Origin of the sequence: Paralteromonas sediminis, assembly GCF_003820355.1 — a bacterium.
Lineage (GTDB): Bacteria > Pseudomonadota > Gammaproteobacteria > Enterobacterales > Alteromonadaceae > Alteromonas_F > Alteromonas_F sediminis.
The window spans coordinates 93383-120380 of sequence record NZ_RPOK01000006.1 but is presented as its reverse complement, the minus strand read 5'-3'; the positions used below and the strand labels follow the sequence as shown (position 1 = coordinate 120380).

The window sequence follows — 26998 nt, the reverse complement described above, 5'->3', positions numbered from 1 at the left end:
TTTTTGCGTTTTAACGTCTATAAAACAATTGGTTGGCAAATTCGTCCATTTCTGACTGTTCAATGCGGTTGGCGCGTTGAACGGCAATCGCCTGCTGTTTTTGAATGAGCTTTTCGATAGCTTTTTTGCGCTGTTGCTGTTTCAACCAGGTGACCTTTCGTTGTTCAGCAACCGATGAGGCTTGTGTGATAGCTTGTGTTTGTTGTTCACAAGCCAGGTCTAACTTTCCAACAAAAGACAAATGCTGCTGATATCGGGTGGCCTGAACGCCAGACGCGGCAGTCTGTTTAATCTGCTCAATGTAATCAACCCGATATTGCTGAAGCTGCGTCAATTTTTGACGCTGTGCTTCAACATTGCGTTGCGCCTGATAAAAATATTCAGCCAGCTTTTGCTCTTTATCGGACTCATAACGCAAAACAGTTTGCAGGGGATCCCTAGCCACGCGTTGCCCCCGCCGTCAAACCTGTTGCCAGTGTTTGCATTGCTTCAAGGCTTTCGTCATAGGGTAGTATTGACTTCATCGATTGCTGTAAGAAGGCATTAATTGCAGGCTCTGCGGCTATCGCCAAATCAATTCGACTATCCGTGCCTTTTGTGTAGGCCCCAATAGTGATGAGGTCACGATTTTGCTGATAGGTGGAATACACTTGCTTAATCTTTCGTGCCGCTAACTCGTGTTCGTCGCTGGTAACCTGTGGCATAACGCGGCTGATGGACTTTTCAATGTCAATGGCGGGATAATGCCCCGCGTCGGCCAATTCTCTTGACAACACAATATGCCCGTCCAATATTGCCCTCGCCGCATCGGCAATGGGGTCCTGAAGATCATCACCTTCAGTCAGTACGGTATAAAAACCGGTAATCGAGCCTTGCCCTTCACTGCCGTTACCCGCACGCTCGACCAAAGCAGGTAGACGCGCAAATACTGACGGCGGATAGCCTTTGGTAGCTGGCGGCTCTCCCACCGCTAATGCAATCTCTCGTTGTGCCATGGCATATCGCGTTAACGAATCAATTAGCAACAGGACGTTCATGCCCTGATCACGAAAAAATTCTGCGATACTCACTGCTGTTTCACAACCTTTTAGGCGCATAAGTGGAGAGGTATCTGCGGGAGACGCCACCACAACAGCACGCTCTCGCTCTTCTTCAGTCAAAATATCGTGGATAAACTCTTTCACTTCTCGACCACGTTCTCCAACCAAGCCCACCACGACCACATCGGCGCTACTGCCACGGGTCATCATGCCCATGAGTACACTTTTACCCACCCCGCTTCCTGCAAATAAACCCATTCGCTGACCTTGCCCAACAGTAATAATGCTGTTGATTGATCGCACACCTACGTCTATGGGTTGGTTAATAGGGCGGCGATTCAACGGATTAATAGGAGGGCGGGTGAACGGCACTCTGTGTGTTGTTTCAATCGGTCCCTTTCCATCGAGGGGCTGGCCATTGCCATCAACTACACGGCCTAGCATCGCCATACCCACACCCAAGCCATTTTGTCTGGCTAATGGCATAACACGCGAGCCGGGTATAATCCCTCTGACCGCTTCAGTGGGCATTAAATAAGTAATGTCGTTGCCAAAACCCACCACTTCAGCTTCAATTTCACCATCAATGGTTTGTACTAAGCAGTGACTACCAACGGGTAACTGACAGCCAATGGCTTCCAATGTTAGCCCAATCCCGCGTACCAGTTTTCCAGCTGCGACGACAGGGGCTGTGGGCACCTTCTCAGCCAGAGATGAAAAATATTCAGCCAAATCATTCATCGCTCAAACCATGATTTAACAAAAACGTTTCCAGTACTGTTCGACAACGCTTTTCAACGCTCACATCTACTGCATTATTGTGAGACACAACCTCACAGCCACCTTGAGTAATTGAAGCGGAAGGAACAATTTCCCAGCCTCTTTCTTTTATTTTGTCCTGACCAAAATGCTGCTCAATAACATCGATGTCGGACTGGTTTAGCAAAATTTGTATTTGGGTTTCATTGATCGGCAGAGCATTTATGCCTTTCTCGACTGCACTGACAATTACGTCGTGATTCGTTTTCGCTTCCGTGTGGATTACCGCCTTGGCCAGCGTCACGGATAATTTGGTTAGTTGTCGCTTTGCTTCATCATCCAGTTTGTGTAGTGGCTGATGTAACTGCTCAACCATAGATTGCCATTGTTCAATGAGTGCATCAACCTCGGCCTTACCTGTTTCGAATCCAGACTGACTGCCCTGTTCTTGACCTTCCTTTAAACCTTGTTCAAACCCTTCCGATTTGCCTTCCTCAAACCCTTCTGCATGACCCTCTTCTTTGCCCTGAGCGAGCCCTTCGTCGTACGCGGCTTGCCGAATGGCTTCAATTTCTTCTGCTGTGGGCGGACGCACTTCCTCATCTTTCTCTGGCGGCTCGTACTTCCAATCTGATCGTTTGTTTAACGCATTGGTAGGTTTGTCTTCTGTGGTTCGATTGGTATCTTCAACGACAGGAATTTCCCAACGAACAAAGTCATCGATGTCACTCTTGTCAATTTGATCCGCATTGCTCATTATAAGAATTCATCGCCACCGCCGCCGCCAAGCATAATTTCACCCGAATCAGCTAAACGACGTGCCACGGAAAGAATCTCTTTCTGTGACGTTTCCACTTCACTCACCCGCACAGGGCCCATTGCCTCTAGGTCATCAAGCAGCATTTCTGCAGCGCGTTTCGACATATTGCTGGTGATCTTGTTCTTAAGCTCTTCGTCAGCACCTTTAATCGCCTTGAGAAGTGCTTCTTGCTGAACTTCACGCAGAATCGCCTGAATGCCTCTATCATCAACATCAACAAGATTGTCAAAGACGAACATAAGATCCTGGATCTGTTGACTCATTTCTTCGTCTTGCTCACGGATAGCGTCCATCAACTGGCCTTCAATGTTGGTATCGAGGTAGTTCATTATGTCAGCCGCTGACTTCAGGCCGCCCATCTTAGCCGCTTGCGTGCCCGCTTGTCCTGCGAACTGTTTCTCCATGATCTCGTTGAGCTCTTGTAACGCAGCGGGTTGCACTTCTTCCAGATTGGCCACACGCATTAACAGGTCGAGCCGTACTTTTTCAGGGAACTGTGACAAAATTTCGGCGGATTGCTCAGGTTCCAGATACGACAATACGATAGTTTGGATTTGCGGGTGCTCATTGCGGATAATACTGGCAACCTGCTTAGAGTCCATCCATTTCAATGAATCAAGACCTTTCGCCCCTGATCCCATCATGATTTGGTCAATCAGATTGGCGGCTTTGTCCTCACCTAGCGCAGCCGTTAAGGCGCGTTTAACGAAGTCCTGGCTTTGGAAGCCGATGGTACTGTAATTCTGAATTTCATCGATAAAGTGTTTGTGCACAGCCGTTATCTTGGTCTGTGTCATGTCATCGACTTTCGCCATCTCAGAGCCCAGCTTTTGTACCTGTTTAGGCTCTAAGTGCTTTAAGATCTGTGCTGCGTCTTCTTCTGACAGGCTCAATAACAGAATGGCTGCTTTTTCAACGCCTTCTAGTTTACCGACATCATAACCCGTATCGACTGCTTCTAATTCTTCCGCCACAGTGCTTACTCTCTATTCATCTTGCATCAACCAGCCCTTCACAACCTGGGCTGACAGTTCTGGTTCATTCGCTACCAATGCTCTTACTGCTTTTAATACATCTTCGTCTTTATGCAGATCCGGTAGCATGAGAGAACCATCTGCTGCAAAACCAACCTGACCTTCATCAAACTCGTTGCTCAACATGCTGATGGTTTCATCACCCAAATCAAGCTGCTCGTCTGCGTCAAAGCTATCTCCATCAGAGACTTCATCAGGATAAATAAGTTTGCGCAGCATGGGTCGGATGACAAAGGCAATTAGCGCAATAATAACCAGACCCCCTACAACCAGTTTAAGTATAGGCAAAAACGATGGTTGCTCCCACAGTGGCAATTCTTCAACCTCGCCAACGTCCATACGAGTGAATGGCATATTGACCACTTCCAACGAGTCTCCCCGGGTCACATCAAAACCAATGCCGCCCTGCAATAATCTGCGTAGGTTAAGCAATTCTTCCTGGGTTCTAGGCTCCTGAGTGACCGTGCCATCTTCTCCCGTAACAGCGCGATAATCTACCGCGACTGACACGCTTAACCGAGACATAACCCCTGTTTGCTGCTTAGTGTGACTAATAGTGGTATCTAATTCAAAATTACGTGTCTGTTCTTTGCTACTGCGTCCGGGCACAGGTACGGGACCGTTGCCACCGGTAGCGTTCTCAGGGATATTAGACTCAAGCGGAGGTTGATTGGTCAAGGCACCTGGAATACCGCCATTGACTGAACCCGTGCTGCTTTCCTCAGAGATCATTTCGCTGCGTACGGCAGGTAAATCCGGATTAAATCTGCGCTGAGTTTGTTCAACCGCGGTGAAGTCCATGCTGACATCGGCTTGAGCCGTGTAGTTACCAATACCCAAAACCGGAATAAGAATGGCATCGATCTTATCTAGGTACTCCTGCTCACGCTTTCTCTCTAGTTCGTATTCCTTGCGCGCCCTGGCACTCATCGCATCCTGCGATCCAGAATTCAATAACCGACCATTGCTGTCTGTCACTGTGACACGTGACGGGTCCATATTTTGAACAGCAGAAGCGACAATATCGACTACAGCATCGACTTCTTCTCCGGATATCACCTGACCGCGCTTACCGGTTAGTACAACCGTAGCACTGGCTTTTCGCTCGCGCCTCGCAAACACGTTTTCTTTTGGCATTGCCAATAGCACCTTGGCCCTGGCGATGCTTGACATTTCTTCGATCGTGGCAGCGATTTGTTGTTCACGGGCATGTTTAAGACGTTCTGACTCCAAACGCTGACTAACACCAAACCCCATGTCTGTCATTATGATATCAGTACCAGAGGAACTGGCTTGTGAAACCCCCTGTCGTGTCATTCCCAGACGGATTTCCTGAAACTGGTCACTTCTGACCAGGACTGTGTTGCCTTCAAGCTGATAATCAATGGTATTGGCATCGAGATAATCAAGGGTTTCGATGAGCTGCTCAGTATCCATTTTTGCCAGTGGACGATAATCGGGTTCTTGTGCCCAAATCAGAATAAAGACAGCAATGGCGACGCAGATAACCAGTACCACCACCAACGTCATCTGACGCATCATGTCAGCACTGCCTAACGTATCCAGAAACCCCGATTTTTGCTCAGGTTCATTGTCTCCGGCAAAATTGTTTTCTGCCAGAGCGATATTGGTTCCCGTTGCGTCAGCCACCCTACTCTACTCCTATACCGGCATATTCATAATTTGCTTATAGGCTTCAAGTACTTTATTACGCACCTGCATCGTTGCCTCAAATGCAATACCCGACTTCTCTTTAGCCACCATGACATCAGCCAGGCTTAGATTAGGGTCGCCCATATCAAAACGCTGCTGCATAGTACGGGAGGTGCGCTGCAAATCATTCACATTGTTTATGGCATTGTTCAGCATGTCTGCGAAGTTTTGCTGTGATGGATTGACCATCTGAGTCATGTTTGGAATATCATTGCCTGCACCTGGCTGATTCACTTGCGCGATCATCGCCTGCATTTCCTGATATAAGCTGTCTGCTTTAATCTCCATTCATGCCTCTCTTTTACTTCATGCTACAGCCAAAAATTTGGCGTAAATCAGTGGATAACTCGTCTATACAATGACTCTGCAATTTGCAGGCCAACGCTAGCTTTAAGCGGGCACATCAATGCCAGACTCACGCATTTTTGCCAGTTTGTAACGCAGTGTTCTGGGACTAATTCCTAACTTCTCCGCCACATCTTTTCGCTTCCCGTTACACAATTGCAAGGTATCCAAAATAATCTGGTGTTCTTGCTGGCGCAGTTCTGAGCCCAGTAAACTGTCGGGCTCTTCACCTTTATCTTCATGCGCGGGCGCTGAATGCCATGCTGTATCGGTCTCCAATAAGAGGTCATTTGATTCAATAGTGCCGTTTTCAGAGAGTATTAACGCTCGCTGAATTACATTGTCTAATTCGCGGACATTTCCAGGCCACTCGTGTTGCAATAACTTGTTTCGCGCGGCGGCACTTAATTGTGCTGGCGTTGTATTTTGGATGGCAGAGTGACGACTGATCAAATGCTCAGCTAAAGGTAAAATATCACCCTGACGCTGACTTAACGGGCGCCATATTAAGGGAAAAACGTTTAGCCTGTAGTAAAGATCTTCCCTAAAACTGCCTTCAGCAACGGCTTGTCTTAAGTCACGGTTGCTAGTAGCAATGACTCTGACATTAAGGTCGATAGTTTTACGTGCTCCCAGTCTTTCTACTTCTCTTTCCTGCAGCACACGCAGTAACTTGGCCTGAAGCGCTAGGTCCATTTCGGTTATTTCGTCTAGTAACAGGGTACCATTTTGCGCCTGTTCAAATTTACCCGGACAGGCCTGAACTGCGCCTGTAAAAGCACCTTTCTCATATCCAAACAAAGTGGCCTCAAGCATATTTTCTGGAATGGCTGCACAGTTAATAGCCACAAAGGGGTGCTCAGCTCGGGGAGACATATCATGTACATAGCGAGAAATCACCTCTTTACCTGAACCGCTTGGACCCAACACCATGACAGTCGCCTCAGTTTTCGCAACTTTGCGAGCCAGTTGCAATAACTGCAAACTGGTCTCATCAGCTACGACAGGCTTGGTCGACGCCACCTGCTGTGCGGGTGCATAGCGCTCAACCAGATTAATCAACACTTCTGGCGCAAAAGGTTTTGATAAGTAATCAATAGCACCGTCACGCATGGCCTGCACGGCATCATCAATCTTTGCGTACGCTGTCATTAGAATTACGGGTATGGCTTTGTCTTTTGCTTTGATATTTTTAAGCAGAGATAAGCCATTCATCCCTTCCATTTGTATATCACTGATCACCAAATCTATGTGTTGACGACCCAGTTCAACCATCGCTGATTCAGCACTTTCAGAAGCCACTACCTTGTAGTTTGCCAACAGCAAAGTGTCACACAATGCATCCCTTAAACCTGCGTCATCTTCAACAATCAGTAGTGTTGTTTGCATGGGTTATTCTCCTGCTGCTTGTAAAAGCGCTCGCTGCGCGGGGATTGAAAAAGTAAATTGCGTACCCTTGCCCAGCTCTGATTCGACAGAAACCTGCCCACCATGTGACTGAGCCACTGAGTTAACGACAGCCAGACCTAAACCTGTCCCGTTTGACTTAGTGGTAAAGAAGGGCGTGAATATTTTGTTTAGTGATGACTTGGCGATGCCCTGCCCTTTGTCAGAAACCTTAACGCTCACCGCATCACCCTGGAAATGGGCTGACACGTTGACAATATCATCGGGGTTACTGACCTGAATGGCATTGTCTATCAAGTTCAGCAAGGCGCCCTGTAGCGCTGGCAAATTACCCTTGAATTCAGCCATAACCTCAAAACCACTGAAGCTGATAGCCACCCCTTTTTTATTGCCTATTGCTTGGGAAGTTGCTTCTACTGCTTCTAACAAGTCCAGTGGGGTAAGAGTCGACAACACCTGCTGATCACCACTTTTGGCAAACAACAACATGTCGTTAACCTGACTTTCCAACTCTTTCAGTCTGTCGACCAAGCGGCCACTGAACCGGGTACGCACAGTTTCGGCAACTGATTTCTGGCTCAGGTTTACTGCGTATAACATAGCTGCAGAAAGGGGGGTACGAATCTGGTGCGCCAGCGATGCAACCATTTTTCCGAGAGAAGATAAGCGCTGCATATGGCTTATTCTCGCCTGTAACTGACGCGTTTCAGTCAGGTCAGTAATCAGAATGATCTGGCCTGGCTCGCCTTCCAGTGGCGAGATGTCTAATTTGACACGTTTGCCGTTAGTCAAAGAGACTTCGTGGCCGTCATCGGCACGTGGGTTAAATGCACGTTTGATGATGGTGCGCCATGCTTGCCCTTCAAGCGGTTCACCGAGTAGATGTCGGGCTTGGGGGTTACTTTGCATGACAACACCCTTGCCGTTTATCAAAACGACACCGGCTGGCATAGCTTTTAGTAAACTATCAAATCGCGAAGTGGCCTGTTGCTCGCTGGAAACCTGCACAATAAATACCTCTTAATTGCGCCATATACGTCAACAAATTTGTGTTTATGGCTATTTGTAAGAAGCAATTGCAGAAGGTGTGCCAAAAATTTTGGCTTTTTTGCGCCAAAAAATTGGCAGCTAGTCAGTCTGACGTTGAATGTCGTACTTGCGCATTTTTTCGACTAATGTAGTACGTCGCATCCCGAGTTTATCAGCGGCGCGGGCAACCACCCAATCGGTTTGTTCCAGTGCCTGAGTGATCAAATTGATTTCAAGTTCAGAAAGGTACTCTTTCAGGTTCACACCTTCCTCTGGTAGGTTTCCATCGACGTTGAGAGCCTCTTGCGGATCCTCCTCATCATCAAAATCGTGTGCAGCAGATTCAGCAAACAACTCATTGAAAGCCTGACGTTCTAGTACCTCTTCCGGATAGTCAGGTTCATAGGCGGTAAAATCACCGTATTGGTATTTAGTGGGTAGGTCTGACACATCAACAATCTGGCCAGGACACAGGATTGTTAGCCGTTCAACGAGGTTAGACAGCTCTCTGACGTTGCCTGCCCACGTGTGTTCCATAAGCGAAGCCAGTGCCTGTTCGGTAAACTTCAGGCCACTCGCGCCTTCTTTATCTAAGCGGCTTATCAGCTCCTGTAATAGGAGCGGAATATCTTCTTTACGCTCTCTTAACGCAGGGCTTTCTATTGGAAACACATTAAGACGATAAAAAAGGTCTTCTCTGAATTTTTCGGCCTCTATCATCTTTTCCAAGTCGCGATGGGTGGCAGCGATAATTCGAACATCACACTGAATAGGTCGGGTTCCCCCAACTCGTTCATAGGTACGCTCCTGCAATACTCGCAGTATTTTGACCTGCATCTGTAGAGGCATATCGCCAATTTCATCTAAAAACAGCGTTCCGCCCTCAGCCAATTCAAATCGGCCCTTTCGAGATGTTATTGCCCCAGTGAATGCTCCCTTCTCATGACCAAACAATTCACTTTCCAGCAACTCGCCAGGGATCGCGCCGCAGTTAACAGGGATGAAAGGCCCGTCTTTGCGTTCCGATAAATAATGGACATTACGAGCTACGACCTCTTTACCTGTGCCTGATTCACCGAGAATTAACACGTTCGCATCTGTAGGGGCGACCTGTTCTACCAACTTGCGCACAGATTGAATTTGTTCGCTTTGGCCTACCAAACTTCTAAACAGCATCGTTTTTGCATTTTGCGACTGTTTTTTATTAGGATTTTTACGGGTGTATTCCTGACAGCGGTGCAAAGCTTGTGTCAACGCAGGATAAGTTACAGGCAAAACAAGATGGCATACCAAGTTTTTATGATGAATATCGTCTAATGATGGCTCGCCAACACTGACAAAAGCAATGGCAGGAAACGCGTTAATCAGCACTAACATTTGTGCTGAGTCACTACCGTCTATGAGCACAGAATCTGGATTTTGGCGCGACAGGTGCGCATGCGCTTCAGAGAAACTAAGGGAAACGCTCGGCTCTCCCATAAAAGTGAGGATAGTCGTTAATTCTTGCTTAAACGTCTGATTATCAGACACGAGCAGGATATCCTTCATTAGCTCCCCAGTATGTATGCGTTTTTTAATTTTAATTATCGCCTATGTCTTGATTGTAACTTTTAGGGACGGAATGGCAACTGTAAGTGTTTTTTTAAGGCATAAAAAAAGCAGCCGAAGCTGCTTTTTGCTACAACTTAACAACTAACTGAGCAAAGAAAGTACAGCGCCCTGCTGTTGATTGGACTGAGCTTGCACAGCGATTGAACTTTGATTCAATACATTTGCCGCAGCCAACTCTGACGTTGCCTGAGCAAAATCAGTGTCGGCGATACGACTTCTCGCCGCTGTAACGTTTACATCTGCTTGAGATAAACTTCTGGCACGACTTTCAAACTGATTCTGCGTCGCCCCCAGTTCGCCCCTTGCCGCACCGACTGTTTCTATTGCAGCATCAGCAGCAGCCAAAGCATCATCAACCGATTGTGAAGTGACATCGATATTCAAAACATCGCTTAGTTGGCTGCCAATATCCTGTGTATTTACATTAATTTGCTGACCGGCGTTTGCGCCCACCTGAAAACTGATGCTGCCCTCTTCAGACAACAAAGGCTGCCCCGCAAAGGTGGTTTGCTCCACAGTTTGTGAAATGTTGTCTTGAAGCTGAGAAATCTCTTGCTGAATAGCACTTCGGTCAGAATCGTTTAGTAAGCCATTTCCTGCTTGTATAGTCAGCTCCCGAATACGGTTTACATCTTCAGTGATTCCAGAGAGGCCACCCTCAGCGACTTGGGCTAATGACACACCATCGTAGGCATTAGAAATGGATTGTCTGTTACCTTCTACTTGAGACGTTAGGCGGTCAATTATTTGCTGTGCAGCCGCACCATCAGCAGCACTGTTTATCCGACGCCCTGAAGCCAGTTGTTCTAAGCGTTCGTTCTGACGCTGCTGAATTTGCTGCAACAACGACGTGTTGGAATCTGTATTTAAGCCAATCATAAGTCACCTCTCACCTTATAGAGTATAGCACTTGTACAAAAACTACTCAAACAGGGTGATAGATAACATGGTATGAATATACATAAGTAGCCAATAATTAAAGCACCACCAAAAAAAGCATTAAAAAACTAGCTCGGAATTTCAATCTCAGTTCAAATATAGACATGACCGACAAAAATGTAAGTTGGCGTTTTTTATAATTTCATTTTGTTGTATTTAAAACGATACGACCCAAATGTCGACGTTAACTCCTTGATAACATCCATCACTGTAATGCGATTGCTGGAAGAATTCACAAGAGTGAACTTTGTTAGTAGCATCTTTTTGAGTCCTTGGGAATATAAAGCGCTCAAGCGATCAGTGTCTTTACCGATACAAAGATAGAGCGCAAGTAGTATATTATGCCGAAAAAGACAGGCTCCACTTTCAGGGTTGCATTTATGAACTTAGTACAAGGTTTTATTTTCTACTACAAAAAGGACCGGTGGGCAGGTGTTTCTTTTTTCGTAAAGGCAAGACTTTATCAAAGAATTATTCAAAAAATACAATATGCTAACTGGCACTATTTTCTTAGCCCTTTTAGAGTACTAACCAAGCAATTTGAACAAACTATCCCATTGATAGATGACAACTTTGAAAAATACGGGAACTATTTTTTGGATAAACGGTTTCCACTAAATCACGAGAGTATTGTCTACTCCTTAGGTGTGCTTAGCAACACAAGCTTTGACCAAGCGGTTGCCAACAAACACGAATGTCCGATTTACTTGTACGATCCCTCAATAATTGCCACTAGGCATATAAACCGCATCAATCACCCAAAATTCAAATTTGAACAAATTGGTATTTGGGACAAGGACGAAGATATGCTTTTTTATACGCCTGTTTATGGCGGTTCACCTTCTATGATCTTTGAATATGCAGGGCGCCAATTCACCGCTCACTGTAAAAAGCTGGCATCGGTAATGAAAGCCAACCAACACACTAGCATGGATGTTCTGAAAATGGACATTGAGGGCGCTGCACCTAGAATTCTCAATCATATGCTAGATATTGGCGTTTACCCTGACCAAGTTCTTGTTGAATTTGAACGACCGACCACATCTTCAATAATCGACTTTCTTGATTTTTTCGAAGAATTGAGAAAGCTCATCAATCGATTTGAAGACGCAGGATATCAGACCTACAGGATGCCAAGGGACAAAGGGAAATACTACTCAATCGAGATCAACTTTTCCAAAGCTCATAGGAAGAAAAAGTAACCATGTTTGATGATCAATCCCCGCTAGAAAGACTGACTCGATATGAGGCTAAGTACGGTACCCACCTTCCAGAATTGTTAGCGAGCCAGGAATTACAGCGGGTAATAGAAGATGGTTTTTGCATCATTCCAGACTTTTGGTCTTCTCGTAAATGTCAACAAGCCGTACAGGAAATTGAGAAACTATTAGAAAGGGAAGCTGAACTCGGTGTAAAGGTTTGGAGAGATGATATTGGAGCCGATATCCGGATAATGGGTAGCAATAATCTTTCACCGAATCTTGACCTGATCAACGACCCAAAAGTGCAAGATTGGATGCACACACTTTACGATGTCAATTCCTTAGTTGGCTTTACTATGTCAGCCAAAATCCAAGCCCTAAAAGGCAACAAAGGTTCTGGGTACGGCTGGCATCGAGATAGCTGCATTCCTTTTCAATTCAAAGCAATCTTGTATCTCTCCGATGTTTCTGCTGAGGAAGGCCCCTTCCAGTACATAAAAAAGAGCGGTAACAGGGACGAAATGGCCCGCTTTTGTGCACAACATAATATTGACTTAGATGCTAATCGATTGGATGAATATGAACAGTATTTCGATATGTCTAAATTAGTTGAGCTTATTGCCAGTGCAGGAACGTTAATCATAGTTAACACCAGAGGAATACACAGAGGAAAGCCATTGACAAAAGGCACCAGATACGCATTAACCAACTATTATTGGCCACCAGAATCAAAGATACCCGCACATATTAAACCTTATGTTAACTAGTAGTTTGGTAGGGCCTGCAAAATGAAAGCATTAGCGTTAGTCGAAACTCCCCTTCAATTACTTTGTGTGAAAGAAGCCGCAGACGCCATGGAGTTAACTAGTGTAACTGTGTTTGTTGTTAGCGATTTACGCAGTAATTCATATACTCAACTAACAAAGCTTAGGTCTTGGTTTAGGGATTTTAGCAGCGAAAAATATCAATTTGTTGTAGCAGATTTGTCGTCTGTCGCCGGAGAAAGCCTTGAATTACGCATTGGGCTGTATGCTGATTTATTCAATGAATTGGACCACGACCAATTTGACAGATTACTCTTGTGCGAGTATCGCTCGCAGTGGCAAAAAGACATAGCCGCAACCCTTTCTCATATTGACACTTGGTTGTTGGACGATGGCGCAGCAACCCTTTGTTATCTCTTCTTTCACGTACCAGCAAAAAAACAGTTTAGCCTGCCCCAAACAGGAACAGAAGAGAGGCAAGCTGAAGCAAATAGGATAAAGCAGTCGATGAACCTTTCTACGGGTGAGCCAGCCAAGCTATCCCTATTCACTATGTTCCATGCCCATGTACCCAATTCAATAGTATCTCAACCAAATAACTTGCGCTGTATCTACAAGCTGTTCGACGCTGTAGACTCGTCAAGCATGGTATTTATTGGAACCAATATGGTTGAGCTAGGCATGAGTACAGCAGATCAGTATCACTCTATTGTTAAGGAAATTATTCAGTCTACGAATAAGAAAGTTATTTATATTCCCCATAGAGGTCAGTCTAAAGAGAACAACGAACTGTTTAAGAGCAAATTTCCTACTGTAGAATTCTTGACTCTGGACATGCCGTTAGAACTATGGATTCATGAACAGCATAAGCCACCTGGTCACATAGTTGGTTTTTATTCTACTGCCTTTTACATCGCCAACTTAGCCTTCCCGCAAATAAATTTAACTTGCATAGCATTTACCCAAAACATGCTTGACAAAGCGGAAGAAACTCACGTTTTTGGAAGTAATTTATTTACAAATAAAGAAGCTTTTGCACTTGCTTATGACTATCTACCTGAAAAAGTGGTGCGATATGAGTCCCATCTCATGCAAAACTGAGACTGGCAAACACAATCAATTCACTCCCCAATTTTTTATCTCTACACATTCGCTTAAAAGGTTCACGCAAAGTGTCATTATCTAATAGTACTTCCATTATTTGAGCATTGCCTTTACCTGCTAAAGAACTATTCGTCTCTGCCCCATATTGGTACCAAGCGTTGGATTTCTTGGTAGTAACAGATTCACGCTCTATCTTATCAATTTTAAACCCACATTCAGCCAAAAGACGGGAAAGTGAATTGAAGTTAAACACTGAAATATGCTCGCCTGCAGCCATATTCCAAAAATCTAAACTCTGACAAAATGGATCGTCAAAATCTGGGGTAGAAAGTATTAGAACAGACTGTTTTGACATTACTTTTTTCAATGAACACAGCATACTTTTTAAGTCGTCTATGTTTAGATGTTCAATAACCTCCCAAAGAGAAATAAGGTCAAAATAGCCTGACAAATGAGTCTGCTCTGCAAATTCACTTAATTTTGCATTGTAATATTCGATCCCTATTTGTTCGAATGCATCTTGCAACCCTTGAGGTATGAACCAATCTACACCGGTTACCAAAGACCCGGGAATTTTATGCTTGATAAAAGCAACAAAATCGCCATTCCCACAGCCAAGGTCCAGTACCTTTGGAGCTGAATTTAGCAGCGGAAGTGTATGTGTGTAATTGTCATAGTGCGACGTCGTTTTTGAATCTAGATTCTGCCACCTCTCAAGGTGCATAACGCTTGCGTCGCTCCTTGGGTAGACCTCTTCACGATAATAAGTATGTAAATCTGACGAACCTAACTGACGTTTTAAAAACACCAATTCGCACTCATTGCAACGCGAATACACCGAGTGTTCGTTGCACAAAAAACCAGTAATGGTATTACCTTCAGAGTGATAAAGAGGCGTTAGCCCACTGAAACCGCAATTTGGGCATACTGGTTGATTAATGAGGGTTTTGTCCTTATCGCCGTATGTCAAAATGAGATCTCTGGCGTCTTCACATTTTAACTTTTGGCTAACCTCGGCAAATGTCGCCGTTCTCAGAAATGGAAACGCCTCAATTAGCGAGCGAAACACTGCCTTTCTCAACGATCTATTTAACGAAAAATTGACGCCGGAAATCGACTGCTTACTCACATACATTGAACGCGCCTCTGCCCCCCCATTAAGTGAAATAGACAGCGGGACTGAACCTAGTATACCTCCATTAAAGGTGACTGTTATTGAACGCCCAGAAAACTGTTTGAGTACATCAAGAATGATACTCTCATCGATGAAGGAATCAGTGTCACGAAAAACAATCTCAACCAAATCTTCACAATTTGCTGTAAGAGAAGACAAGAGTTGTTCCAGGCGAGTTTTAGCAAAACATGTTTCTATCGAATCGCCGTCAACGTCCAAACATGAGAGGGTTACCACTTCAGTTTTTCCCTGTCGTAAAAGCTTCTCGGTGAAATCTCTCTATAGGCAAAATCTAGCTTGGGAGGAATAAAGTGAGTTGCATCCATGTCATGGTACATACCGACTAAACTGTACCTATGCTGCTTCGAAATATTTTCACCCGACCTGTGTACAAGGTAACCTGAAAATAAAAGCAGCTCACCGAGTTCAACTTCTACAACTATTTTAGGACAGGTTTGAATAGCCGATTCAGGCACAATGATTTGTGTTGCTCGCCCTTCAATTTCATTCCAATCTTGCTCAAGAATGCCATTTTTGTGAGAGCCCACAGCAACGTGAATGGTTCCATTCTGATTGGTACTGTTTCTGACCAGCGGTGCCCATGATTGAATATATTTCCCTTTGGGAATTGTATAAAAGACCTCTTGGTGCCAACCATAAGTTCGACGTTCATCTTGCGGAGGATCTATTCTGCAGCGGTTTGTATAGCAATACAAAGGAGACTGGCTACACAAAAGCTGCTTTATTAAGTCTTCGATGTTTTTATGACTGACTAAGCGCAGAAAAGAAGTCGACTGATATATGCTGTCATAAATATACTCAATGTATTTGTGATCAACTGCTTCCAGCGCTTCCATGGCATCATCAAATACAGAATCGAAGGATTTAGAAATATTTGCCCGACGCAAGAAAATCTGAATTATCTGTGCAATATCAGACTCCACATTTTCAATTAGCTCTGTCGGAAAAAAGTCTTTAATAATCACAAAGCCATTTTTTTCATAGCTCTCAGATATTGAGTTAGCATCATGCAAATGAAAACGGTAATTACTCATAGTGTTACCCGTAAATTAAACTCTCACTTCAAACTCAGTTGTCACTGTTTTTGGGCGTGCCAATAAAAAAGAATTCTGTTGGCGACAATACCTTTTCTTCGCATAGAAGTTTGTCCATATCTCGAAGATACCTCGCCAACTGAGCATTTTGCTCTTCACTGTTCAGTCTTAGCCCACCTATAACTTCATGGAAAAAAGCATAACGCCATTGAAAATCTAGCTCATCATAGTAGCGTTTTAGCATTGGCTGAATTTCCGAAAACCCAGCTTCGTTGTCGTTCACAGACTGCTGTTTTTCACCGTCTTCCAATTCATAACGAATCTGATTGAACACCCTATCTACCTCGCTTTTCAATGCCTGTCCTTGAGGTAAACTGGCTTGGTTCTGATAATAATTCCCGGTGAACTTTAACAGGCTTGTCAGAAGGCTAAAAAAGATAGCGTTCCCTTTGGTAACCCTATCCCGAACAGGTTCGTGGCAAACGAATAAGCCGTTGGGCTTCAACAGTTCTATACATCTTTCGTGGACTTGCTGTTGTTGGGGAAAGTGATGCAGGGCGCCTAAGAAAACAATCGCGTCAAAATGCTCAAAGAAATCTTTGGCAAAGAAATCATCACAAAAGTAATTCAGCGAAGTGCCAAGTAATTCAGGCGAATGTTGTTTTGCTGTGTTGAGCGCGACCTCGATACAGTCATCAGACAAGTCGACCCCTGTCACCTTGTGGCCGGCTCTTGCCAACTCCAAGCTCAAATAGCCAGGACCACATCCCATTTCCAATATATTCAACTGACCGTCTTGAGTCGAACTATGCTTTTTAAGTGACGCGTTAATGAGTTTAAATTGCTCACCAAAATCAAGGTCTACATAGGCCTTTCTGCGCCAAGGGTTGTTATAAAAATAGTTACAATCTTTCGCATGTGTTAAATCAGGTAAGTGTCCATTGGCCACTCTCTCTTTGATTTGAGAGTCAAATGCCTCTGCCTCTTCGGTAAGATTGTCGTTATAAGAGTCATATTTATTCATGAATGTCTATTCCAACTAATGCTCAAAAAGCGCCTTTAAACATGCTCTTTTAGTATCGAATCTTTGCGTATTCTTGATTCATATTTTGACCATTTGTGTACAAGTTATCCAAAATTTTGGCGGCTGTTTTTTCGTTGATAATCTTGAGGTTTTTTGCCAAAAATACTGAGTAATCTCTGAAACCAAACACCTCCAAAATGGCAATTTGTTTGATAAGTTGCTCATCAGTCATCATGTGCATCTGATCGTATTTTTTCACATAGAATAACTCGTGCCCAGAGTCCCTTGATATACAATGTACGCTCTTGTCTGTGGCATAAAACCTTCCAACGGCAATGGCGGTTTTGTACAACTGATAACCATACTCATCCATAAGTGCCATCACCTTGTGTACTAAAGGCACATCTTTATAAATATCTTCATTCCAAGTTTCTAGTGTGACAATCGGTGCATTTTGTGACAATAACCCCCTTGCACCTTTAAGGATCTCATACTCTGCACCTTGGGTATCCATTTTGACAAAATCCGGGATAACCGGGTTGTTACCTAGCACATTATCAAGTGCATCACAGGGCACTTTTACTATTTTTTCTACAGCGCGGCCTTTATCAATATCGCCATAATTTAACGATATCTTGGGGACATTTGGGGGATACATACCAGAAGTCCCATGTTTGAAATCGTTGTAATAATCTTGCTGGGTTAGATAGTAGTTTCTAGTGCATGGTTCAGACCATAAACCAATATTGTAGTATGTACTGTCGGGATATTTAGCGACCAGTTTTTCGTACTCTTTCTTGTCTGGTTCGAAACCAATAGTTGTTATAATACCCTCATCTAACAGCTTCCAGGGCCCACCTAAGCCCTCACTTGCACCAATGTCACAAAAACAGATTTTTATGCCGAAACTCTTAAATAAATCAGAAGAGATAAACTTATCTTTCATTATGGCATTGTTCATTTTACATCCTTTATGTGGTTTGGCGCGTCTAGTTAACCTGTTTGTGAGGCTTAACTCTTTGCTGACTTTTCTATTACAAGAAAACTAACGCTGCATGCTTTGGAGTGTGTTTTCAATATTTTCTAAATCATATTGTGTATCTATATCGGCACTTTCTGCGTCATCCATTAGGAAATAGCCCGTTCTTTGTGACATTAGCGAACCGGTTTTCACAAAATTGCCAACGTTAACTATGTAAATAGCGCCATTACTCATAAATGTTTTTGGTAGCTGTTGGCGTGCCATAAAGGGAAACGCTGGGTCTGACAAGGGAACAATAAAACCATCCCCATTTTCATAGAACCCTTTGAGGATCTTATTATCCATTGATTTAACACTAATAAGTGAATCACAAATTGAAGTAGTGAAAGACTGCAATGCGGCATCAATATGCGCAGCGTTGCGCAAAGGAGAAGTAGGCTGAAGTAATACCAATGTATCTGAATGCTTGAGTTCAAGATGTTCAATTGAATGTAAGATCACACTCTCACTGCTTGCAGTATCTGTGGCTAATTCACTCGGTCGGCTTATGCATTCAACATCATACTCACTTGCATATGACAGAATTTCTATATCATCAGAGCTTACCACTGTTCGAGTGACCATCTTGGCGCCTAAGGAAGCTTCTATCGTCCAACCTATGAGTTTTTTTCCAGCCAGCATCTGCACATTTTTTCTCGGCAAACCTTTCGAGCCGCCCCTAGCCGGAATGATTGAAACTATATTACTAGTCGTCAACGCCATCCTCCGATACCGTGTGCCTCAATTGCCATTGTGAACCTTTTTTGACCCAAAGGTGTGGTGAGCGGTGACGATCAACTACCTGCCAAAACTCATCTTCACTAGTATCAATGTAGCTTAGAAACTCCTTAAAATACTTCTGGGGAAATTCCATATCGTACTTCTTGACTAAATTCACTGCTTCATCGCGTGTTATTTTACCATTTCTTACTTCCTGTGCAGCGTCATATGTACAACGCCCTATGCCAAACTTGATCAAGGTAGTGAAGTAGTGAAAAGGGTCGATTTTGTCGTCTATGCTGCTGTATTTTGAGTAGCTGCCTTCAGTTCGCACTGGATTGGCTTCAAAGCCTGTGTGTTCAGAGGCATAGTAATAACACTCTTGAGGATCCCACTTTAAGTAATACCCTAAATAATGCACTTCTACTCCAGCTTCAATCAGCTGTTCTTGTGAAGATGGAATATAAGGTTCAAAATCTGACAGTGAATAGCCTCCTTCGTTAATATAAGCTGCCATGCTCTTACCGCCAAACTTCATGTCCAACGGGTTAGATACTGAGAAGAAGTCCATTTTCATGAGGGGATTGGTATTTTCCTCAATAAGGTTGCCATACTCGGCTTGATTTTCGCCGTACATGACCAGTTTAACGCCAAATTTCTTAGCCATCATAGGCCCGATAATACGCTGCCCGATAATAAAAGGTTGAAATGGGTGCAGTAAATTGTGAAAAGCGTTTCGCGTCATTTCTCTGTGTAAACGACCATTTGGAGTATAGAGAATATTGTCCAGTCCACCTGTATGCATCCACTCTTGAAAATTCTTAAATCCAATATCTGTATACAAATGAGGAGCCCATGTCACCGTCAGCGGGTTCATGCCATATTTGTATTTGAGCACATGAGCCGTGAAGGCGCTGTCTTTGCCGCCACTGCCCGGAACAATGACATCGTAGCCGCCGTTATTGGAGCGAAACTGAGAAAGCAGTTTTTCTAGCTTTTCCTCTCTCTCTTCCCAATTAATGCCTAACTCTTTTTCCTCATGGTATCGGCAAGCAGAACACACACCATCTGCAGAGAAATTAATGACTTTTTTGGCTTCATCAGCCTGGCTATTGAACTCAACTGTTGAATTGGGCCGCTGATTAGAAATTACGCATTTTTTGCAAAACTTCACCTCTGAAGGCAACCCATAATAAGCACTTAACTCTGTCATTTTACTACCTGTTGTGCGAATCGTTTTAGTAATTGAAGACCATTAGGCCCACTTTTTTCCGGGTGATATTGACATCCCCAGATATTGTTGTTGTTGACTGTAGAACAAAAGTCGACTCCACAATAATCGCTGTAAGTCGCTGTATGGGAGTTGTCTTTTGGCTTGGCCGCATAAGAGTGGACAAAATAGAACGGCTGCGACGCAATGTCTTCGCTGACAATTGAATTTGAGCCCTTATAAGCCTTATTTGGCTTAAGCCTTCCCCACCCAATATTTGGCAGCTTACTCCCTTTGGGTAGAGGGAGTTTTTGTACCTGCCCTGGGATTAAACCAAGCCCTTGACAGTATCCAAATTCATCGCTGCCATCAAACAACATTTGCATACCTAAACATATACCTAATGTGGGTCTTCCCGAGTTAGCAAACGTTATAATAGTGTCTATTAAGTCTCTTTGCGCTATCCGTTTCATGCCCTCAGAAAACGCTCCTACTCCAGGAATAACTAGCCCCTGAGCACTATTGAGCAAAGCCTGTTTATCGCAGCTTAGGGTAGTTGTATGACCTAAAACAGAAAACGCATTTGCAATACTTTTCACATTACCTAAACCGATATCTAAGATGAAAATATTGTTCAACACCTCACCTCTACATTGTCAATTTGAGCAATTTCCTTCTTTATATTGTCGATACTTTCCATTCCGTAATGGAGCATTGAGGCAACACATATTGCATCTACCCCAGAGTATTGCGCAGCATCCCTAGTATCAGCTAACTTGCCCACGCCTCCAGCTACAATCAAAGGTAAACTGCACGTCTTTTGTATGCTATCTATCAATTCGAGGTCGCACCCTTTTTTGGTGCCATCTTTGTCTACAGAAGTCAGTAAAATTTCCCCCGCCCCCAAACATTCCAGCTTTTTTACCCATTCAACAACATCTATCCCGGTAGGCTCTCTGCCATTTTCGATATAAGCTTCCCATCGTCCCTCAGCCACCTTCTTAGCTTCAACCGAACCGACTATACATTGTGAGCCGTAGATTTGTGCCGCCTTTTGGATAAAATCAGGGGTTTTAATTGCTTGTGAGTTGATTGCGACTTTATCCGCGCCAGCAAGCAGCATCTGTTGAATATCTTCAACGGTACGAATACCACCTCCTACCGTTATTGGCACAAAGATGTTTTCACAAGTGCTGGCGACCACATCTTGTAAACTGTTGCGTTCGTAATAAGAAGCAACTGCATCCATGTAAATAATTTCATCAATGCCCGCTTCATAGTATCGTTTTGCAAGCTCATTGGGATTGCCAACCTTTCTTAATCCTTCAAATTGAATTCCCTTGATAGCAAATTCATTCTTGATATCAATTCGCGCAATTATTCTGACTTTTCTCATCCAACCAAGTCCTGAAAATACTTTTGTTTGCCCGTTTCCCAAAAAGAAGTGGAGTCCAACACTGTTTTGAACCTTGCGTCACTATCACCAGTCCCGAAGGGTTTGTCTGTTGCGTGTTGGGCATTCCTTCTCATTACTGGCAATAATTTTAAAGCTTCAAGCATGTGATTTGCTTCGCAGGGACAGTTGTGAATAGAAGGCAAACTACAGCGATTTTTTTGTCGATTGCCTAAGTCAATAGCGGGAATATTGTAATAGGGCGCTTCTCTGATACCGCAACTTGAATTACCGATAATAAACTCCGACTGTTCCAATAACTTCAAGAAAAACTCAAATCTAATTGACGGAAACACACGAAAGTTTTTGTGACACTTGATGCGCTTGTATTCATCAATGATTTCATTGCTGCCCAGGTCATTGTTTGGATACACGACAATATAGTTCTTTTTGCTCTCAATTAGCCCATCTACAAACTGTCTTGCTTGCTCTCTTGTCTGCTCATGTTCTGTTGTAACAGGATGCAAAATAGCCATGGCATAATGCTCAAACGGAATGTCGTACCAACGTTTAACATAACCTAATTCAGGTAAATTAGACGGCCGCATTAAATCTAAATCAGGCGAGCCAATGACATGTATAGCCTGCTCATATTCGCCTAACTGAATCAATCGGCCTTTTGCTTCATCATTGGCGACAAAGTGAATATGAGACATTTTTGACACTGCATGCCTTATCAGCTCATCTATTGTTCCTGACACTTCACCGCCTTCAATATGAGCAACCAAAATATTATTTAAACTGCCTACAATTGAGCCAGCTAAAGCCTCTGCTCTATCTCCATGCACAACAATTAAATCGGGTTGATGAGTTTCAACAAACAAGGATAATCCATCTACTGTTTTGGCAAGGGTCCTATCCATATGCTCAATAGAGCTATGGTTAATATAGGGGAAGACATTTTTAATCCCAGATTTGTGTATTTCATCAATGGTCCCGCCATACATAGTGTTTAAATGCATACCTGTAGCAAACACATCAACATGGTATTTCGGGTCATTCTGAAGAATGGTAATTAGTGACTTGAGTTTGCCAAAGTCTGCTCGCGTCCCGGTAATAAAGGTTATTTTTCTCAAGAAAAATGCTCCCAGCAAAGGTGCATATCACTATCTATATCTGTGAGGGCTGTTTTACCGATTAATTTTTCATAGTCAGCTGCTGGGATATGCCCTGTTCCTGGTCGTTTCACCCATATGTTGTCGGCACTGAGTTTCTCGCCTTTTGCAATTGGTGCAATGGCAACTACTGTAGCAAATGCAAAATCACTGGTAACCTTTTCCTCGGCTGCAGGACGTTTTTCACCACCTAACATTTTGTGGATTTCAGACACACCAACAATGAGTTCCCGCAGTGCAACGCTGTCCATAGAATTAATTATATCTGGACCAGAGCGATACATATGATCTGTGAAATGTCGTTCAACAATTGACGCACCCTGAGCAACAGCAGCAAAACAGGCCAAATTTGACGTAGTGTGATCAGATAAACCTATGGGTACGTTCGAAAAGTTGCGCATTAGTTCTTGCATAGCGCCCAAGCGCACTAAATGACTAGGCGTTGGATATAAGTTAGTTGTGTGCATTAAAGCATAAGGGGTTCCAATTGATTCTATTGCTTCAACAGTGGCACGAACGCTTTCTAAACTATTCATACCGGTGCTAACTATCATCGGTTTTTTGAAACGGGCGATGTGTTTAATCAGTGGTATGTTGTTGCACTCTCCGGAACCAATTTTAAAAGCTGGAACCTTCATTTCCTGTAACCTATCGGCAGCAGCTCTGGAAAAAGGTGTACTAATAAAAGTTAACCCTTTGCTCTCAACATATTCTTGAAGCTCCCATTCTTGTTGTTCTGTTAAGGAGTTGTTTTTCATGACGTCATAAATAGATTCAGACGCATTGCCGGGTACAACCTGTTTGGCCGCTTGACTCATTTCATCGTCAAGAACGTGAGTTTGGTGCTTAATAATTTCAGCACCTGAATAAAGAGCAGCATCGACCATTTGCTTAGCGACGTCCAGAGAACCGCCATGATTAATGCCAATTTCCACAATGACTAGAGGAGAATGCTCAGAGCCTATCTTTCGGCCATTTATTTCTATGTCGTTCACAACTTCCCCCTATTTGTACTGCTTTATCAAACTGTTTGCCGTGAATATTCTGGATCTACTTGGGTTATCGGCTCATCTCAATATTGTCTTAGCAGCAAGCTCAGCCTATCGCAATCAGATGATAGTGATGTGGTGAGCATGCTGTGAGCTCTGACGCAAGGTCGATATCATTTCTTCTCTATATTCCGTTGAGGCAATGACAACGTATTGACTGTTGGTTTTAACCCAGTCAGACGGCGACAAAATATCAACTCCGAATACAGTCCCGCCTTGTGTATAAGAGTCGATAACATGGGTTAACTCTATGCCTCTAGATGCTAAATATGGATAGAGTTCCTGCAAAAACTCACCTTTTCCGTAGGCAGCTACCGCTTTGCAACCTACAGTGTCCAACTTTTTTAAGATTGCATCAATAGCGATTGAGTTTTTACTAAGTGCTGGATTTTTATATTTTTTAATTGCGGAGAGATGAATTAAACGCTGTGTCGTGTTCATCAGATTTTTGTGTTTTCTGTAGAACTGAAATCGACCTGACTTTTTTTTGCGCGAACAAGAACTAATACGCTCAGTATTTTCTGGCATATAAATTCTCTGTGTTGCACTTTGCACCACCAATACATTGCCGAATGCAGCCATCAATCTCACCCACATATCGTAGTCTTGACAGGAGACAAGACTTTCATCATACAACCCAACAGACACTAGTCTTTTAACTTCAACTAGTGCCTGATTCATTAACACGTTGCGGCGCAACATATGATCCAACGACACTTCTCTTGGGCAGATATTTTGGGTTTCAGCGGCGTCGCTAACAATAATATTTAGGCTAGTGACAAAGGCAAACGAATCATCGTAGTGTTGCATGAGCAATGCGAGCCTATCTGGCAAAAACTCATCATCATCGTCAAGACCTGCAATAAACTCGCCTCTCGCGTTTCGGATCCCTAGGTTTCTGGAATAGTTCGCCCCCATCCGTTGTTGATTTGCTAAATAACGTATAGGTATTCCTTTCATACTAAGAGCAGAAACTGTCTTTTGAGCGCTTGCAGAGTTTGCATCATCTACCACAATCAAGTCGATGTTTGGATAGGTTTGATTGATAACAGATAGAATAGCTCGTTTAAGAGTGTTGGGCCGATTACACGTAGTAATAACAACGGAAATAAGCGGTTCGCGAGAGCTAGTCATATGTGTTAATTGCTATCAGATAAAAGCCTCAAGTATTGCGCTTGATAGCTTTGAGCCATGACATGACTAGTGTATTTTTCCAAGGCAATTTCTCTAGCCTGTTTACCTTGCTCTAGGTAACGTTTTGAAGTACAGAGGGCTAAGATTCTTTCAAACTCTGAATGTGTATTATTTACATCAACAGTTATCCCGTTTACCCCCTCTAATACCACTTCATTCATTCCACCATTTTTGGAAACAATAGCGGCCACTTCGAAATAAAACGCTTCTAGTAATGCAAGTGGAAGTCCTTCCGTAATGGAAGGCATAAGTAAAAGGTGCATTTTTTGCAATGCTTCAAACAGAGTTTTCCAACTAACCTCTCCATGAAATACAACGTTGTTAGCTAGGTCATTGTCACTTATAAAACTGTGAAGAAAACGCACGTAGTCCTCGGCGTATTCGTCTTTACCAAAAAAGTGAAGATTAACGTTTAGTCCTTTTTGTTTCAAAAATTTGATGAGTTCAAGAGAGTAAATTTGGTTTTTTAGGGGCATAAGATGCCCAACTTGACAAAATTCTATGCTCTTTGAACCTAGTTTGTTTTTGAAAGAAGGGAAACGAGCGTAGTCTATACCAGAGTAGATAACATCGACATTAAGGCAGTCAATTCTTGCCAAATATTCCTTAACAGCACGAGATACAGCAAACACCCTATGGTGCTTTTTATAGAAGTTTTGTTGCTCTCTTTGCCTAACAATTGAGGCCGTCTTGGCATTACCAACAAAGCTCAATGCTTCTGCTTCACAATCCTCCTCAGAATGACATGTAGACACGACCTTTAAGTCAGTTTTGTATTTGTGCAGAATATTACCAATCTCATTGGACTTATATTGATTTAGATGCAAGATGTCGAAGCGTTGAATTAAGATACTTAAAAATGACAAATCTTTAAATGCATCTAACTGAGAATCATATTCTTTAAACCGAATATTGTTTGCGTTTAGTAATTGTTTAAAATTGTCTTCCTTGGATTTGTAAAGGCTAATAACATAAATTTCCTCAACCTTGTCCACGAGGTTGAGTGCTAAGTTGATTATCACGGTATTTGGCGCAATTCTATTTAAACTTTGCAGTATGTAACAGATTCGCATTATTCAACTTGTGCCTTTAATGTGTTCAGCGAGTTCAGTGAGCTGGCCTCTCAGTTCATTGCCACCTGAAATATCAAATGCTTCTTTGTCCAAATAACAGTTTTGCTTTTTAAAGTAAGCGTAGCCCCACCATACATTGTGAAGACTTCTGAGCCAGTCAACTTGTAAGTTAGGTAGGCCATCTATAATCGGTTTAGCTTGTTTAATTTTGAGAATTTTGTGCCAGAAAATGGGCTTAATCAGATTAGAAAAATGTATGTGTCTAAAAGACTCAGCCTCAATTTGAGCTACAGGCCGAAATAAATGCGTCCCCTTCTTATTGAAATACTTGGCTTCTTGAATCGCGCCAGATGAGATAGCCAAAAACTCAATTTCGCGAATAGAAGCCATTAAGTTATAGATGTTGTAGTCAATTTTTTTTACCTGAGTTAACTCAGATAGTTTTCTATACTCGTTCTCACTGTGCTCACCAGCTAAAGGGTGAGCAAGGTAATACAAAGGTCTATTGCCAATAAGTGATGACAGATCGTAATCATCTATGGATTTAAATCGGCCAGATTCGTCAACTAAAGAAGCATCCTCTGCTGTTTGTCCAATGAATACCAATCCATTGCCCTCTACATCTGGTTCTACTTTGTTGCGCGCATATGCTGTTGCAAGTGCAGATTCTAGGCGCAACTCTTCCTCTTTCACCTGATATTTATCTAAACGTTTAAGTATTTTGGAATTATTTGATTTAAGTACAATATACAAATCGCGTGCAAAACGTATTGGGCTTATACGAATATCGATAAAATCGATACCGCTCTCACTGAGTATATTTTCAAGCCAAACCGGCATTTCATAAGAAATAACCAACGTCTTTTCAGGTATATGTTGAACTAAGTAGTCTTTGGCGGCACTGCAAACACCAAAATAATTTTCCTGCCACAACGGACTATCTAAGAGAGACAGAAAGACTGTTGGATCAAACCCCTTCTTTAAGTTATGCGCACTGCCCTTAAATCGCGGTGATTCGCCTAAAGACAAAGCAGTTGCCTGAAAAATAGGTTCTCTGACTAAGTTGTAAAAAAAGGTTTTCGCTTTTTCAAAATCTTGACGCACAAGGTCGTCAATGCAAACAATTTGCTTATACTTCATATC

The 26998-nt window shown here is 43.2% G+C and carries 26 protein-coding genes; 3 read left to right on the top strand and 23 right to left on the bottom strand.

All coding sequences use genetic code 11. The features are described 5' to 3' along the window. Positions 1–10: 10 nt before the first annotated feature. The 10 genes from fliJ to DRW07_RS16870 form a co-directional block, all read right to left on the bottom strand. A complete protein-coding gene (fliJ, locus tag DRW07_RS16915; RefSeq protein WP_124029133.1) occupies positions 11–445 on the bottom strand; it encodes a flagellar export protein FliJ in 435 nt (144 codons plus the stop codon). Beyond that, complete coding sequence (gene fliI, locus DRW07_RS16910; RefSeq protein ID WP_124029132.1) at positions 438–1781, bottom strand: flagellar protein export ATPase FliI; 1344 nt, start codon at positions 1779–1781, stop codon at positions 438–440. Before fliI ends, fliJ begins: the two co-directional genes overlap by 8 nt. After that, positions 1774–2556, bottom strand: a complete 783-nt coding sequence (gene fliH, locus DRW07_RS16905) for a flagellar assembly protein FliH (protein ID WP_124029131.1) — start codon at positions 2554–2556, stop codon at positions 1774–1776. Before fliH ends, fliI begins: the two co-directional genes overlap by 8 nt. Then, positions 2556–3593 carry a flagellar motor switch protein FliG gene (gene fliG / locus DRW07_RS16900; protein ID WP_124029130.1) on the bottom strand — a complete coding sequence of 346 codons (1038 nt, stop codon included), beginning with the start codon at positions 3591–3593 and terminating at the stop codon, positions 2556–2558. Before fliG ends, fliH begins: the two co-directional genes overlap by 1 nt. Positions 3594–3605: 12 nt before the next feature. Further along, positions 3606–5303: a flagellar basal-body MS-ring/collar protein FliF gene (gene fliF, locus DRW07_RS16895; RefSeq protein WP_124029129.1), complete on the bottom strand. Its 1698-nt coding sequence runs from the start codon at positions 5301–5303 to the stop codon at positions 3606–3608. A 12-nt stretch (positions 5304–5315) separates the two neighbouring features. Next, positions 5316–5654 (bottom strand): flagellar hook-basal body complex protein FliE, encoded by a 339-nt coding sequence (gene fliE, locus DRW07_RS16890; protein WP_124029128.1) that lies wholly within the window; start codon positions 5652–5654, stop codon positions 5316–5318. Between the two features lie 102 nt (positions 5655–5756). Further along, positions 5757–7100, bottom strand: coding sequence for a sigma-54-dependent transcriptional regulator (locus DRW07_RS16885; protein ID WP_124029127.1), 1344 nt, complete (start codon positions 7098–7100; stop codon positions 5757–5759). Between the two features lie 3 nt (positions 7101–7103). Then, positions 7104–8126: a sensor histidine kinase gene (locus tag DRW07_RS16880; protein ID WP_240630702.1), complete on the bottom strand. Its 1023-nt coding sequence runs from the start codon at positions 8124–8126 to the stop codon at positions 7104–7106. Positions 8127–8246: 120 nt separating this feature from the next. Continuing rightward, positions 8247–9695: a sigma-54 dependent transcriptional regulator gene (locus tag DRW07_RS16875; protein ID WP_124029126.1), complete on the bottom strand. Its 1449-nt coding sequence runs from the start codon at positions 9693–9695 to the stop codon at positions 8247–8249. 144 nt (positions 9696–9839) lie between these two features. Further along, positions 9840–10637, bottom strand: a complete 798-nt coding sequence (locus DRW07_RS16870; RefSeq protein ID WP_124029125.1) for a flagellin N-terminal helical domain-containing protein — start codon at positions 10635–10637, stop codon at positions 9840–9842. 440 nt (positions 10638–11077) lie between these two features. Here DRW07_RS16870 and DRW07_RS16865 point away from each other — a divergent pair, with 440 nt between their 5' ends. The 3 genes from DRW07_RS16865 to DRW07_RS16855 are packed head-to-tail and all read left to right on the top strand — an operon-like array spanning position 11078 to position 13764. Further along, a complete protein-coding gene (locus tag DRW07_RS16865; RefSeq protein ID WP_165870542.1) occupies positions 11078–11899 on the top strand; it encodes a class I SAM-dependent methyltransferase in 822 nt (273 codons plus the stop codon). Positions 11900–11901: 2 nt separating this feature from the next. Continuing rightward, positions 11902–12666 (top strand): phytanoyl-CoA dioxygenase family protein, encoded by a 765-nt coding sequence (locus DRW07_RS16860; RefSeq protein WP_124029123.1) that lies wholly within the window; start codon positions 11902–11904, stop codon positions 12664–12666. Positions 12667–12687: 21 nt separating this feature from the next. Next, positions 12688–13764 carry a polysialyltransferase family glycosyltransferase gene (locus tag DRW07_RS16855; RefSeq protein ID WP_124029122.1) on the top strand — a complete coding sequence of 359 codons (1077 nt, stop codon included), beginning with the start codon at positions 12688–12690 and terminating at the stop codon, positions 13762–13764. Here DRW07_RS16855 and DRW07_RS16850 read toward each other — a convergent pair. From DRW07_RS16850 to DRW07_RS16790, 13 genes are all read right to left on the bottom strand, one after another. Further along, complete coding sequence (locus DRW07_RS16850; RefSeq protein ID WP_165870541.1) at positions 13751–15100, bottom strand: class I SAM-dependent methyltransferase; 1350 nt, start codon at positions 15098–15100, stop codon at positions 13751–13753. The genes DRW07_RS16855 and DRW07_RS16850 overlap by 14 nt on opposite strands. Before the next feature lie 71 nt (positions 15101–15171). After that, a complete protein-coding gene (locus tag DRW07_RS16845) occupies positions 15172–15996 on the bottom strand; it encodes a phytanoyl-CoA dioxygenase family protein (protein ID WP_124029120.1) in 825 nt (274 codons plus the stop codon). 34 nt (positions 15997–16030) lie between these two features. Next, positions 16031–17020 carry a class I SAM-dependent methyltransferase gene (locus DRW07_RS16840; protein ID WP_124029119.1) on the bottom strand — a complete coding sequence of 330 codons (990 nt, stop codon included), beginning with the start codon at positions 17018–17020 and terminating at the stop codon, positions 16031–16033. Positions 17021–17069: 49 nt separating this feature from the next. Continuing rightward, positions 17070–17966, bottom strand: a complete 897-nt coding sequence (locus DRW07_RS16835; RefSeq protein WP_165870540.1) for an FkbM family methyltransferase — start codon at positions 17964–17966, stop codon at positions 17070–17072. A gap of 99 nt (positions 17967–18065) precedes the next feature. Next, positions 18066–18764, bottom strand: coding sequence for an acylneuraminate cytidylyltransferase family protein (locus DRW07_RS16830; RefSeq protein ID WP_124029117.1), 699 nt, complete (start codon positions 18762–18764; stop codon positions 18066–18068). Beyond that, positions 18748–19974 (bottom strand): N-acetyl sugar amidotransferase, encoded by a 1227-nt coding sequence (locus tag DRW07_RS16825; RefSeq protein WP_124029116.1) that lies wholly within the window; start codon positions 19972–19974, stop codon positions 18748–18750. The genes DRW07_RS16830 and DRW07_RS16825 overlap by 17 nt, the downstream gene beginning before the upstream one ends. Further along, entirely contained in the window at positions 19971–20609 is a 639-nt protein-coding gene (gene hisH / locus DRW07_RS16820; protein WP_165870539.1) for an imidazole glycerol phosphate synthase subunit HisH, read from the bottom strand. Before hisH ends, DRW07_RS16825 begins: the two co-directional genes overlap by 4 nt. Further along, on the bottom strand, positions 20606–21367 hold the full coding sequence (hisF, locus tag DRW07_RS16815; protein WP_124029114.1) for an imidazole glycerol phosphate synthase subunit HisF: 762 nt from the start codon (positions 21365–21367) through the stop codon (positions 20606–20608). Before hisF ends, hisH begins: the two co-directional genes overlap by 4 nt. Further along, positions 21364–22500 carry a UDP-N-acetylglucosamine 2-epimerase gene (neuC, locus tag DRW07_RS16810; RefSeq protein WP_124029113.1) on the bottom strand — a complete coding sequence of 379 codons (1137 nt, stop codon included), beginning with the start codon at positions 22498–22500 and terminating at the stop codon, positions 21364–21366. Before neuC ends, hisF begins: the two co-directional genes overlap by 4 nt. Further along, positions 22497–23534: an N-acetylneuraminate synthase family protein gene (locus DRW07_RS16805; protein WP_124029112.1), complete on the bottom strand. Its 1038-nt coding sequence runs from the start codon at positions 23532–23534 to the stop codon at positions 22497–22499. The genes neuC and DRW07_RS16805 overlap by 4 nt, the downstream gene beginning before the upstream one ends. 114 nt (positions 23535–23648) lie before the next feature. Then, positions 23649–24722 (bottom strand): glycosyltransferase, encoded by a 1074-nt coding sequence (locus DRW07_RS16800; protein ID WP_124029111.1) that lies wholly within the window; start codon positions 24720–24722, stop codon positions 23649–23651. Positions 24723–24727: 5 nt separating this feature from the next. Beyond that, a complete protein-coding gene (locus DRW07_RS16795) occupies positions 24728–25855 on the bottom strand; it encodes a glycosyltransferase family 4 protein (protein WP_124029110.1) in 1128 nt (375 codons plus the stop codon). 3 nt (positions 25856–25858) lie between these two features. Continuing rightward, the gene (locus DRW07_RS16790) at positions 25859–26995 is read right to left on the bottom strand and encodes a hypothetical protein (RefSeq protein WP_124029109.1); all 1137 of its coding nucleotides are present in this window, start codon (positions 26993–26995) and stop codon (positions 25859–25861) included. Positions 26996–26998 lie beyond the last annotated feature (3 nt).

What these genes read in the sequence shown, in the direction of transcription:
- DRW07_RS16855 (WP_124029122.1), top strand. Translation starts at nt 12,688, where the DNA reads ATGAAAGCATTAGCGTTAGTCGAAACTCCCCTTCAATTACTTTGTGTG.
- DRW07_RS16840 (WP_124029119.1), bottom strand. Translation starts at nt 17,020, where the DNA reads ATGAATAAATATGACTCTTATAACGACAATCTTACCGAAGAGGCAGAG.
- hisF (WP_124029114.1), bottom strand. Translation starts at nt 21,367, where the DNA reads ATGAGAAAAGTCAGAATAATTGCGCGAATTGATATCAAGAATGAATTT.
- DRW07_RS16825 (WP_124029116.1), bottom strand. Translation starts at nt 19,974, where the DNA reads ATGACAGAGTTAAGTGCTTATTATGGGTTGCCTTCAGAGGTGAAGTTT.
- DRW07_RS16795 (WP_124029110.1), bottom strand. Translation starts at nt 25,855, where the DNA reads ATGCGAATCTGTTACATACTGCAAAGTTTAAATAGAATTGCGCCAAAT.
- DRW07_RS16790 (WP_124029109.1), bottom strand. Translation starts at nt 26,995, where the DNA reads ATGAAGTATAAGCAAATTGTTTGCATTGACGACCTTGTGCGTCAAGAT.
- fliI (WP_124029132.1), bottom strand. Translation starts at nt 1,781, where the DNA reads ATGAATGATTTGGCTGAATATTTTTCATCTCTGGCTGAGAAGGTGCCC.
- DRW07_RS16800 (WP_124029111.1), bottom strand. Translation starts at nt 24,722, where the DNA reads ATGACTAGCTCTCGCGAACCGCTTATTTCCGTTGTTATTACTACGTGT.
- DRW07_RS16830 (WP_124029117.1), bottom strand. Translation starts at nt 18,764, where the DNA reads ATGGCGTTGACGACTAGTAATATAGTTTCAATCATTCCGGCTAGGGGC.
- DRW07_RS16885 (WP_124029127.1), bottom strand. Translation starts at nt 7,100, where the DNA reads ATGCAAACAACACTACTGATTGTTGAAGATGACGCAGGTTTAAGGGAT.
- fliH (WP_124029131.1), bottom strand. Translation starts at nt 2,556, where the DNA reads ATGAGCAATGCGGATCAAATTGACAAGAGTGACATCGATGACTTTGTT.
- DRW07_RS16845 (WP_124029120.1), bottom strand. Translation starts at nt 15,996, where the DNA reads ATGAGTAATTACCGTTTTCATTTGCATGATGCTAACTCAATATCTGAG.
- fliE (WP_124029128.1), bottom strand. Translation starts at nt 5,654, where the DNA reads ATGGAGATTAAAGCAGACAGCTTATATCAGGAAATGCAGGCGATGATC.
- DRW07_RS16835 (WP_165870540.1), bottom strand. Translation starts at nt 17,966, where the DNA reads ATGAAAGATAAGTTTATCTCTTCTGATTTATTTAAGAGTTTCGGCATA.
- DRW07_RS16865 (WP_165870542.1), top strand. Translation starts at nt 11,078, where the DNA reads ATGAACTTAGTACAAGGTTTTATTTTCTACTACAAAAAGGACCGGTGG.
- DRW07_RS16870 (WP_124029125.1), bottom strand. Translation starts at nt 10,637, where the DNA reads ATGATTGGCTTAAATACAGATTCCAACACGTCGTTGTTGCAGCAAATT.
- DRW07_RS16860 (WP_124029123.1), top strand. Translation starts at nt 11,902, where the DNA reads ATGTTTGATGATCAATCCCCGCTAGAAAGACTGACTCGATATGAGGCT.
- DRW07_RS16875 (WP_124029126.1), bottom strand. Translation starts at nt 9,695, where the DNA reads ATGAAGGATATCCTGCTCGTGTCTGATAATCAGACGTTTAAGCAAGAA.